The 10,506-nt window shown below is 32.0% G+C and carries 13 protein-coding genes and 1 pseudogene; 2 read left to right on the forward strand and 12 right to left on the reverse strand.

The features are described 5' to 3' along the window. Positions 1 to 90: 90 nt before the first annotated feature. The 11 genes and pseudogenes from ACFCYN_RS23875 to ACFCYN_RS23925 all read right to left on the reverse strand — a co-directional run. A pseudogene (locus ACFCYN_RS23875) lies at positions 91 to 234 on the reverse strand (fibronectin type III-like domain-contianing protein); the annotation flags it as partial. Between the two features lie 218 nt (positions 235 to 452). After that, entirely contained in the window at positions 453 to 1,481 is a 1,029-nt protein-coding gene (locus tag ACFCYN_RS23880) for a Gfo/Idh/MocA family protein (protein ID WP_375952347.1), read from the reverse strand. 37 nt (positions 1,482 to 1,518) lie between these two features. Then, the gene (locus ACFCYN_RS23885; protein WP_375952350.1) at positions 1,519 to 2,487 is read right to left on the reverse strand and encodes a sugar phosphate isomerase/epimerase family protein; all 969 of its coding nucleotides are present in this window, start codon (positions 2,485 to 2,487) and stop codon (positions 1,519 to 1,521) included. Positions 2,488 to 2,507: 20 nt separating this feature from the next. Next, positions 2,508 to 3,227, reverse strand: a complete 720-nt coding sequence (locus tag ACFCYN_RS23890) for a ThuA domain-containing protein (protein WP_375952353.1) — start codon at positions 3,225 to 3,227, stop codon at positions 2,508 to 2,510. Positions 3,228 to 3,270: 43 nt separating this feature from the next. Beyond that, positions 3,271 to 4,017 (reverse strand): sugar phosphate isomerase/epimerase family protein, encoded by a 747-nt coding sequence (locus ACFCYN_RS23895; RefSeq protein ID WP_375952356.1) that lies wholly within the window; start codon positions 4,015 to 4,017, stop codon positions 3,271 to 3,273. Between the two features lie 21 nt (positions 4,018 to 4,038). After that, positions 4,039 to 5,115: a Gfo/Idh/MocA family protein gene (locus ACFCYN_RS23900; RefSeq protein ID WP_375952359.1), complete on the reverse strand. Its 1,077-nt coding sequence runs from the start codon at positions 5,113 to 5,115 to the stop codon at positions 4,039 to 4,041. 76 nt (positions 5,116 to 5,191) lie between these two features. After that, positions 5,192 to 6,055, reverse strand: coding sequence for an AraC family transcriptional regulator (locus tag ACFCYN_RS23905; protein WP_375952361.1), 864 nt, complete (start codon positions 6,053 to 6,055; stop codon positions 5,192 to 5,194). A gap of 188 nt (positions 6,056 to 6,243) precedes the next feature. Next, positions 6,244 to 6,618, reverse strand: coding sequence for a DnaJ family domain-containing protein (locus ACFCYN_RS23910; protein WP_172444721.1), 375 nt, complete (start codon positions 6,616 to 6,618; stop codon positions 6,244 to 6,246). A gap of 217 nt (positions 6,619 to 6,835) precedes the next feature. After that, a complete protein-coding gene (locus ACFCYN_RS23915) occupies positions 6,836 to 7,303 on the reverse strand; it encodes a hypothetical protein (RefSeq protein WP_375952364.1) in 468 nt (155 codons plus the stop codon). 255 nt (positions 7,304 to 7,558) lie between these two features. Then, positions 7,559 to 7,948 carry a DUF2750 domain-containing protein gene (locus tag ACFCYN_RS23920; protein ID WP_375952367.1) on the reverse strand — a complete coding sequence of 130 codons (390 nt, stop codon included), beginning with the start codon at positions 7,946 to 7,948 and terminating at the stop codon, positions 7,559 to 7,561. A gap of 65 nt (positions 7,949 to 8,013) precedes the next feature. Next, positions 8,014 to 8,319, reverse strand: a complete 306-nt coding sequence (locus tag ACFCYN_RS23925) for a hypothetical protein (protein WP_375952369.1) — start codon at positions 8,317 to 8,319, stop codon at positions 8,014 to 8,016. Between the two features lie 363 nt (positions 8,320 to 8,682). On the opposite strand from ACFCYN_RS23925, the gene ACFCYN_RS23930 reads away from it, so the two are divergent. Then, entirely contained in the window at positions 8,683 to 9,150 is a 468-nt protein-coding gene (locus ACFCYN_RS23930) for a UPF0158 family protein (protein WP_375952372.1), read from the forward strand. A gap of 136 nt (positions 9,151 to 9,286) precedes the next feature. After that, the gene (locus tag ACFCYN_RS23935; RefSeq protein WP_375952375.1) at positions 9,287 to 9,664 is read left to right on the forward strand and encodes a hypothetical protein; all 378 of its coding nucleotides are present in this window, start codon (positions 9,287 to 9,289) and stop codon (positions 9,662 to 9,664) included. A 179-nt stretch (positions 9,665 to 9,843) separates the two neighbouring features. On the opposite strand, the gene ACFCYN_RS23940 is transcribed toward ACFCYN_RS23935, so the two are convergent. Next, on the reverse strand, positions 9,844 to 10,506 hold a 663-nt coding region (locus ACFCYN_RS23940; protein WP_375952378.1), incomplete at its 5' end, for a hypothetical protein.

Consider the following 10,506-nt stretch of genomic DNA (forward strand, 5'->3'; position numbering starts at 1 on the left):
GGTTTATTTCTTTCTTTACATGTTCTAGTAAGCTAGTTTTTCTTTCAGTTAACCTAAATGAATCACGTTCGGTAAATGAAATTTCTTAATTTAAAATGCTGAAATCCTTATTTCAAAAAAACCTTTATCACTTTCAAATTCTAAATTTGAATGATAGTAACGTAATTGTTCTTCTTTTAAAATAAACGTATCTTTCTTGGCTTCACCTGGTACTAGTCTTACTTTCTGGAAGCCTTTTAATTCTTTACAGGACGAAAAACATCACCAAGAAAGATCACGTACGTAAAGTTGTACAGTCTCATTACCTGCAATTTCCCCTGTATTCTTTACATTCAAATTAGTCAGTGATTATTCTAAGAAAATAAAAAAAGTAAACAATATGGAACAGTAAGCTCCACGTCATTTACTTTTTAATAAGTCTAATGATTAAATTTTTGGGGAAATTTAATCAATTATAAATAAATTCTCTCTTTTTTCTTACCTGAATCATATACAGCACAAATCATTTTCTGAGTCTTCATCGCTTCTTCACCAGTTATATGAATCTCACATTTATTTTCTAATGCTTCGTAGAAATTATTAATCTGTTTAACATGGCTTACTCCCCAGTAGCCTTTTGCACCATTTCCGTAGTCAAAAGTTTCATTCGGGTTGTTATCAACAATAAACTCTCTACCATCATTTAAGGTAACAATACCACGGTCAGCGATCATTTTAGCTATGCCATTTTCACAATGAAGTTCGATCGTAACTGGTGCATCATAAGAATAATAATTAATTGTATGGAATGCTGTTACTACTCCATTTCTATATTTAATAACGCCTTCAGCACAATCCTCTACTTCTATGATTTCATGCGCTCGATTGCTTATCGTAGCGTCTACGTATTCAATCTCATCGTCAACAAACCAACGCATTAAATCCATCGTGTGAATCGCCTGGTCGATGACTACACCGCCGCCTTCTTTTTCCCATGTACCTTTCCAATCACTTTTCAAATAGTACTCATCCGAACGGTCCCAAGTAACTGAAAGTTTTCCAGATTTCACTTTACCTAACGTACCATTTTGTAGCATTTCTTTAATTAATACCGATCCTGGATTATACCTATTTTGAAAAATGACACCTAATGCTACCCCATTGTTTTTAGCCGTTTCCACCATTTCTTGTGCGTCAGAATAATGAATAGACATTGGCTTTTCAGTAAGAACATGTATTTTTCGTTTAGCCGCTTCGATTGCAACAGATGCATGTAAATAATGCGGTAAACAAATATGAATTACATCTAAATTTTCTTTCTCAAATAGTTCAAGATAATTCGTATAATAAGCGCAATTGAATTGTTCAGCCTTCTCTTTTGCTCTCTCTTCCTTTTTATCACAAACCGCAACCAATTCTACATTTTCTCTTATAAAAGCAGGTTGGGCGTGCATTAAGAAAATATTTCCACAGCCAATAATCGCAACTCTTAATTTCCTCATTTTTACACCAACTTTATTTGGATTGTTTAGCTAACTATTAAGTCCACCACATTTGCGATGGTTCTTCATTTATCAATACAGTCTGTAAATTCTTAACGGCACGTGTAAATCCTTCTTCAATTGACATGATTGGATCTTCATGCTCTATACTAACCACATAATCATATCCAAAAGTACGAAGTGCGCTCATCATATCTGACCATTCTTTTAAACTATGGCCACAACCTACAGAACGGAATGTCCACGCTCTAGTTTGAACTTCACCATATGGCTGCATATCGGTTAAACCATACATATTTACATTATCTTGATCGATATATGTATCCTTCGCATGGAAATGATGGATTGCATTTTCTTTACCAAGTATTTTAATAGCAGCTACCGGATCGATACCTTGCCACCAAAGATGGCTAGGATCTAGGTTTGCACCGATTGCATCACATGTTTCATTGCGTAACTTTAATAATGTATAAGGTGTATGAACTAAAAATCCTCCATGTAGCTCTAAGCCAATTTTTACTTGATGGTCTTTTGCGAATTTACCCATTTCTTTCCAAAAAGGTATTAGCTTCTCTTCCCATTGCCAGTTCAGTACATCTCCATATTCATTTGGCCAAGCAGTTACAGGCCAACTCGGGTATTTAGCGCCTTCATGATCACCACTTGTACCAGAAAAGCAGTTTACAACTGGAACTTCTAATAGTGATGCCAGTTTAATTGTTTTAACAAGAACATCATGAGATTCTTTAGCAAATGCTTTATCAGGTGAAATTGGGTTTCCATGACAGCTAAACGCACTAATGATTAATCGACGTTTTTCAACTTTTTCAATATATTCTTTTCTAAGTTGCTCACTTTCTAATAAATCATCTAAAGGACAATGAGCATTACCAGGGTAACAGCCTGTTCCAATTTCTATAGCCTTTAATCCTGCGTCTGCAACTTTATCAAGCATTTCTTCAAACGATTTTTCTGCAAATAATACTGTGAATACGCCTAGTTTCATCGTTTTTCCGCCCCAATCTATTAATCTTTTAATGACTCAATTGGCTCATGATGTCCATATGAAGGATAATTTCGCTTTGATCTGTTTGCCCAACTTACGGCATTAGTAATGATTTTTTGAACCTCTTTTTGATGATATGTTGGGTAAGTTTCATGGCCTGGTCTAAAGTAAAAGATTTTCCCGTTTCCTCTTTTAAATGTACAACCACTTCTAAATACTTCTCCGCCTTTAAACCAACTTACAAGTACTAGTTCATCTGGTGTTGGTATATCAAAATGTTCACCATACATTTCTTCTTGATCAATTTCAATATATTCACCAATTCCCTCTACTATTGGATGAGTTGGATCTAAAACCCAAAGTCTCTCGGTTTCCGCTGCTTCACGCCATTTTAAATCACAGCTAGTGCCCATTAACTTTTTGAAAATCTTCGAAAAATGTCCGGAATGAAGAACAATTAACCCCATGCCTTGCAATACTTTTTCATAAACTTTTTGAACAATTTCATCTTCTACTTCGTTATGAGCAAGATGCCCCCACCAAATTAATACATCCGTATTTTCTAACACTTCGTATGTTAAACCATGTTCAGGTTGTTCTAAAGTAGCAGTTAATGTGTCATATCCTGCTTCTTCTAAAAAACTCGCAATTGTTGTGTGTATACCGTTTGGATAAATACTTTTTACAACTGGATTTTTTTGTTCATGTCTATTTTCATTCCAAACCGTTACTTTTACCATATGACTCACCCATCTCGATAAATTTTCTTATTTTACTAGCAACTTAAGCTTCAGCTAAAATTTTCTTTAAGTTATTCAATCCGATTTCAACACTTACCAATTGCGGTTTCGTAAACGCTTCTTGCTCAACAATTAACCATTCGACTGAATTTAATTTTGCTTGTTGTACAATGCCTTTTATATTCATGATTCCATTTCCTATTTCAGTACTTTCCTCTTTTGATTGAGCCATATCCTTCACATGAATTAATGGCGTTCTTCCCTTATACTTGCTCATATATTCAACGGCATCAACACCTGCAAATTCTAACCAATAAGTATCCACTTCTGCTTTTAAGAGATTACTTGGAATTGAATTTAACAGAAGATCTAGAATATATTCATCCTCTACAGTAACTAATTCATGAGCGTGATTGTGATAAACTAACGATAGTCCAGCTTCCGAAAGTTTCTTACCAGAATGTTGCAATTGTTCTGCAAATTCCTTCCATTCTTCTAAACTATTAAAATTTGCCCATGGACAAACTATATATTTATTTCCTAATTCTGTTTCGAAAGCGATTACATCATCAATCCGATGAAGGATCTGATCTGCACTTACATGAGCTCCGGCAACTATTAATCCTAACTTATTTAATACAGCTTTTATTTCAGATGCACTTTTACCATAATATCCAGCAAATTCAACACCGTCGTATCCCATTTTTGCTACTTTTTCTAATGTACCGAAAAAGTCTAATTCTGCGTCCTCTTTCACACTCCATAATTGTAGTGCAATTGGTAGAGTCATTTATTTCATCTCCAATTCTAATTAGTTAAAGAATACTGGTTTCTTTGATTTTGAAGATTCGTAGATTGCTTCTAAAATTTGAGTTACAACTAATGCTTGCTCAGGTTTAACAACCGGTTCCGTATCATTAATAATACAGTCAATCCATTGTCTTGCTTCCAGTACTTCAGCAGTATCTGTTGCGCCTTCATAAAAAGCTACGCCGCCCGTATGTATATCAACTTTTTTATCATATAGTCTTCCATAAGCTTCTCCATTAATTCGAAGGCCATCTTTCATATCAGCTCCACCTTCAGTTCCACAAAGCGTAGCTTGAGCTTCTCCAACTTCAAGAGTATTTAATGCCCAGCTTGATTCTAGGAAAACGGTTGCACCATTCTCCATCGTAATAAATCCGAATGCTGAATCTTCCACTTTAAACTTCTTTGGATCCCATGGTCCAAATGCATTCGCAGCATTTTCATTTTGCGATAATTCATGGTAAACGTTTCCAACAACAAATTTAGGTTTATAGTTATCCATTAGCCATAACGTTAAGTCTAATGCATGTGTACCAATATCAATTAATGGACCTCCACCTTGTTCATCTTCATTTAAAAATACTCCCCAAGTTGGAACCGCTCTTCTTCTAATTGCGTGTGCTTTCGCAAAGTATATTTCACCTAATTCATTATTTTGGCAAACTTGACTTAAATACTGTGAATCACTTCGAAAACGATTTTGATAACCAATCGTTAATTTTTTACCAGTGCGTTTTGAAGCGTCTACCATTGCCTTTGCTTCTGCAGAGGTTTTTGCCATCGGTTTTTCACACATGACATGTTTATCTGCTTCTAAAGAATCAATTGTAATAAAAGAATGAGATTTATTTGGTGTACAAACGTGAATGACATCAATCAATTGATCTTTTAATAATTCCTTATAATCTGTATAAGTTTTAGCTTCTTCAGAACCAAATTGATTCTTCGCTTTAATAGCGCGTTCTTCAATAATGTCACAAAAAGCTACCATTTCTACATTATCTAATGCTGCTAAACTTGGCATATGTTTACCATTTGCAATTCCACCACAACCGATAATTCCAACTTTTAATTTCATTATGAAAACCTCCAGAAATGTTATTTACATTTCCAGTTTATAGAAAAATTCCGTTCGAATCTTCCATACTGCTTGCCTAAAACTTCTCAATTATTGTCTTTTTTTTATATTGAGTCGGAGATAAACCAACCTCATTTTTAAATAATCTGTTAAACGTTTTCACATTCATGAAACCAACATTATACGCAATTTCAGTGATTGGCAGATCTTCATTAAATAAATACCACTGAGCTTTCGTAATTCTATATTGATTAACAAAATGACAAAAAGTCGAACCTGTGTATTTTTTAAAAAACTTAGCAAAATACGTATTCGTAAACCCAATATAATTTGCAATATCGTTTAGTGTAATGTCATTCATATAATTTTCTTCTATATAATGAAATATTTTTTCTAATTTTAATAAACTAGCTTTCTTATTAGGATAGTTCAACTTATTATGTTCAGTATGAGGAAGTTCACGATAGATTAGTAGTAAAATATCATAAAGTCTAGCCCTAATTGCTAATTCATAACCTTCATTTTTAGTGATAAATTCACTCTCAAGTTCACTAAGATATGTAATCATTTTCTGTTTAACTTCTTCATTCCAAAGTACACTAGATTTTTGAATGCAATTAAACAGTTCAATTAATTCTAAATTATGGTTCTTTAAAAACTGTACATCTTCGAAAATTGTAAAATCAAATTGCACGACTAATCTCATACTATTTGGTGAAGATAAAAAATAATGAATGTCGCCACTATTAATAATGTAAAATTCTCCTTCTTCTAAATGAAGCAACTCATCATTTACACCAATTTTTAAAATACCTTTTTGAACATAAATAATTTCTACCTCTTTATGCCAATGATGACTGACTAAAGTAGCTCCGTCATTTGAAAATAAACAAAAAGGAAAATTCCGATCTAATCGTCGGATTTCAAGAGTAGCTCCCATATCTATCCCCCCAATACAACTAATAGTTCTTTTGTACTTTATTTTACATTAACACTAATTTTAAATTTTTTCCTAGATTTAACATCTTCATGCATTCGATTCATATTGCTATCCGGCAAAAAATAAAAGATGTTTATACTATTCTATTAGTACAAACATCAAACATAATCGTTCATATTTTCACAATCTTAATTCCAAAAAATCAATTGTTTCTCTATATTATCCTTATTAATATAATTTTTTTGCATTGAAAAAGGACAGCCTAAGTTATATTTTTTAATATCATCATTTACTTCTGAGATCATTTTTGTGACTTCTTTACTTTTAGAATCTGTTTTTAACTTTTCTAAAATAGATTGTAGCTTCTGATAAATTTTCTTCTGCTGGTCTACCCAATCAGGTTTATAGCCCGACTTCTTAATGACTGTTGTTAATAAATCATCTTTTAGTAGCTCTTTAGGTAACGGCTTACCTAATCCAGGCAAATCTTCAAACCCACCTTCTTCTTCATGACGTTTAACAATTTCGCTTAACCAATCTACATATTTTCCATTATTCGTCATATTTTTGCCACCTTTTTAGTTTGTCCTACACTACTTAATTCGTTATTTTTCAACTATTTCCTTTCTTTATCTTATGCATTGGAATGATTTATGTAAGAGTGTAACTTTAACTAAATTGTGAACATTTTTTAAATGATTTGTTCACTATGGATATAGAAAATAAACCTCGACCATATTATGGAAGAGGTTTATTTGAATTCGCTTATATGTAATGCGCTTAAATACTTAAGCTTCCAAAAATCATAAGTGCGAAAATGAAATATGGAAAGAGTATTAAAAACCATATAAAAGGCTGTTTCCACCTATCGAACTTATCATAGAATCCTATAGTGATTAATAAGACAACTCCAAGTGGAATTAATAAGAAGCTGTATGTACCAGTGTAAGGAAATTTCTGTAATATAAAAGATAAAAACAACAGTCCTATACAGCTAATAAGCTTAAAGTTTGTACTTTTATTGATTATCACTCTTGTAATAATACAAGTAATCAGTAAGATCGCAACAAAATAGCCTAATAAATACATTGTAAAGTAAAAAGATCCTGATAATTCTCCGCCAGCCCCGGTACCATCTGCGTCAGTAGACATCCCAAATAAAAAAAACAACATTGGAAAGATAATGGGACTTGTAACTAGCATTGTAAAACCAATTGCAGCAGACACTTTCTTTAATAATACTTTCAAAATGAACACTCCTAATTTAATTCTCTAGTTTTATCTTACGAGAAGGAACTAGAAAAAAATATAGGAGAAAATAGTTGAATATCTGATATTATTAATTGTTTTCTAGGTATAGTTAAACCTTTATCCTTATGTAAAAATTATACTACTGGGAATACTCAATTCCCATTTATGTATGAAACCTTCTGTTAGAGATAAATTCTTCAATTAAATTCCATTATTTCTCCTTCAAATTCACCGCATTTTGAACAAATGCATTCAGTCATCATCAAGTTTAAATAGTATTTGTTCAAGCAACTCCTCAGGCGTCCAGTCATTCCCTACTAAACTTTCCCCACTTAAATTGGCTGCAATATATAATCCATCTTTATCAAGACGAGGTAACCAAACTTTTTTGAACGTTTCTAAAGACATCTCTAGAACTTGATAATCATGATATACGGGTACACTTTTAATAACATTCTCAGTTCTTAATTTTGACGACCAAAACGGCATTGATTCTTGTCTGTCACTTGTAGTGGTAGGAATGCCTTCATTATTTTTAATCGTCCATACTTTTTGCTGTTCAATTATCTCGTTTATGAAGTCATGACCATAAAACTCATCCACTAATTTTATACTACCGCTCTTAGCTTCAACTTCTGCCATTTCAACATCAAAGTTAGGATCTTTGAGCCATTGCAGATAGTGAATAATTTCGTGAGCCATACAATTTAGAATTGCATATATAGTATTCTCTTCTCCAATTTCAAAACTAGTTCTTCATAGTCTCCTGTTGCAACTCTAATAAATGGTTCTTCATTTTTATCATACGGTCCTAAAAAAGTTGCACTAACCATTTCTTTATCAATTGCTTTTATTTGATAAGCTTTTTTCAGATAAACAACAACTCTAATCGGAAATTTCATTTTTAATCGTAGCCACGCAGCAAAATCTAAACAAGATTGTCTAACACTTGGTTCTACGCCTTTTTCGCATCTAACTCTTAAACCTGTACGCAGGGATTGTATATTTTTCATAGTATCCTTACCCTTTTTATTTTTCTTGGTACATTCGTTAATGTATTACCTTAAACCTTATTCAACTGTGACGAACGAAAAAAGAAGATTCATCATGTATTTATTTTACAACAAACGCGGGCATTAGCTGTACATTATGATCATCTATAAAGTCGCGCATTTTTTTAAAAGTAAATGGCAGTTGAAGTGCATAAGTGATTGTTATAATAAGTGAAGCTGAAAGTGAAACCTGTTAAGATAAAAAGTAAAATATTGAAGGAATGGAGCTTCCTTTATCAGAATTATAAAGTAAATGATAGAAGAAAGATTGTATCTATCTAACACAATTGAAAGCTTAATATAAAAAAAGAAGGTGATTCTAAAATGGCAAATAAAGCAAAGATTAAAGATATTATTGAAGAAATGGAAATGCAAAATGATGGTTATCGTTCTTTCGTTAATATAAGAACTGGAGAAGTAATTTCAGTATCTGAAGATGATCTTATAGATGCTGAAGATGAAAAACCAATAAATAATTTATATGATTGGCAAATAGAAAATTTAGAAATTGCGAATGAAATTGTTGAAAATTTTGAGGATTACAAGGAACTGCCAACAAAATACGAAATTAATGAATATCAAATAATAGAAGATTTTTGTTTGACGATTCCTAATGAGAAAATTCAAAGAATACTACTAAGAACAATCGGCGGAAAAGGAGCGTTTAGAAGATTTAAAGATACGATCAAAGATTTTGAAATTGAAATGGATTGGTATAAATATCGTGACAAACGCTATAAAGAGTTAGCGATAGCGTGGTGTCAAAATAATGAAGTTGAGTATATAGACTAGCTTGGGTTCGAGATGAATAGTATAGGGTTGTATTAAATTAATAGGACGATGGGATTACTGGAAAATAAGTTACTTTTAGTATTGGAGCTGTATTTTTTGAATTACTTTTTGAAACTTAACGCAGTGAGTGCTCTTTATGGGTTACTTGCGTGCCTATTTATTTATTCACTATTTTAGCAGCGAACAAATCCACGATTTAACAGGTTTGAATTCAAATTTAATATGGAACATTTTATTAGGAGTAGCATTAATATTCTTGATTGCATCGTTTAATATTATTCCTTTGCTAACAAAAAAATGGTTAGAATCTAGACTTTCGTCTTTAATTTCTTCTGTTATATGGCTTCCATATTTCGTTTTGTTTAATATATTAACAGGTTTTTTATTTCCAAATAATGATCTAAATAATGATATTTTCGGAGCAGGATTAATACTGTTGTTCTTTTTAATTTTCTATCCAGTTTCTATATTCATCACAACGTTTATTGGAACTAGACTAAAAAAATCTACATGAAATTCTTAAAGAATAAAACCATACTTTTGTTCTTTTAAATTAAGGGCTGTCTAATTTGATAGCCTCTTTTTTAGCTTATAAATTAAAGAAAAGAGATACCGTTAAAACCTTCAGTTTCTCTTTTCGATAATTCGATTATATAAATCAATATTGATCGTTGAAATATGTATGATTAATATTTAAGCTCGGTGTCTTTGAATAAACACATTCTCTTTATAATTTTTTAACATTCCTCTTTCTCTCAAATACTCCTTAAAGAACAAGTTCGCTTCTTTTCGCTCATCATAAGGATTCTTAGATAATACAAATCCTAGTTTATCTTCCTTTTGAAGTTCCACTCCAGACAAGTATAAATGAATTTTATGTTGATGATAAATTTCTTTTAACGGCTCCATGAAATTAATAGCGAACGCAGAAAGCATTTTCATTTCCGTCTCGAATGTAAACCTTGTAACATAAGATAGATCCACGAATATTACCCCAATAAATCCTGTATTAGAAATTTCTGCCCTTACTGTTTTTTCATTTTTCAAATGGCCAATTTCACGAAGATATTCAATAAAATAACGAATGCCCTCTTCTTTCTCGAATGTCTTTTTTGATAAAATTAATCCAATTTTCTTTTCCGTACGTAAATATTCACAAGTTATATATGCTGGAATATTTTGCTTTTGAAACAATGTACACGCTGCTTGTAATAGGCCGTTTAATACTTCATGTATAATTAATGGATGTTTCCTTGTGAAATAATATGTATTTTCTTGCAATTCTTCCGTATCAATGAAACTTGCCCCGATAAAACCTGTATTGGATATAATAGGCGTTTTAGAATTCCTTTTAGT

This window comes from Gottfriedia sp. NPDC056225, from assembly GCF_042267765.1.
In the GTDB taxonomy this organism is placed as follows: domain Bacteria; phylum Bacillota; class Bacilli; order Bacillales; family Bacillaceae_G; genus Gottfriedia.

Bases quoted from the DNA above. Each gene is read 5' to 3' on its own strand.
- ACFCYN_RS23925 (WP_375952369.1), bottom strand. From the start codon at position 8,319: ATGAAAAATATACAATCCCTGCGTACAGGTTTAAGAGTTAGATGCGAA.
- ACFCYN_RS23935 (WP_375952375.1), top strand. From the start codon at position 9,287: ATGGGTTACTTGCGTGCCTATTTATTTATTCACTATTTTAGCAGCGAA.
- ACFCYN_RS23900 (WP_375952359.1), bottom strand. From the start codon at position 5,115: ATGAAATTAAAAGTTGGAATTATCGGTTGTGGTGGAATTGCAAATGGT.
- ACFCYN_RS23920 (WP_375952367.1), bottom strand. From the start codon at position 7,948: ATGGCAGAAGTTGAAGCTAAGAGCGGTAGTATAAAATTAGTGGATGAG.
- ACFCYN_RS23895 (WP_375952356.1), bottom strand. From the start codon at position 4,017: ATGACTCTACCAATTGCACTACAATTATGGAGTGTGAAAGAGGACGCA.
- ACFCYN_RS23910 (WP_172444721.1), bottom strand. From the start codon at position 6,618: ATGACGAATAATGGAAAATATGTAGATTGGTTAAGCGAAATTGTTAAA.
- ACFCYN_RS23880 (WP_375952347.1), bottom strand. From the start codon at position 1,481: ATGAGGAAATTAAGAGTTGCGATTATTGGCTGTGGAAATATTTTCTTA.
- ACFCYN_RS23885 (WP_375952350.1), bottom strand. From the start codon at position 2,487: ATGAAACTAGGCGTATTCACAGTATTATTTGCAGAAAAATCGTTTGAA.
- ACFCYN_RS23930 (WP_375952372.1), top strand. From the start codon at position 8,683: ATGGCAAATAAAGCAAAGATTAAAGATATTATTGAAGAAATGGAAATG.
- ACFCYN_RS23905 (WP_375952361.1), bottom strand. From the start codon at position 6,055: ATGGGAGCTACTCTTGAAATCCGACGATTAGATCGGAATTTTCCTTTT.
- ACFCYN_RS23890 (WP_375952353.1), bottom strand. From the start codon at position 3,227: ATGGTAAAAGTAACGGTTTGGAATGAAAATAGACATGAACAAAAAAAT.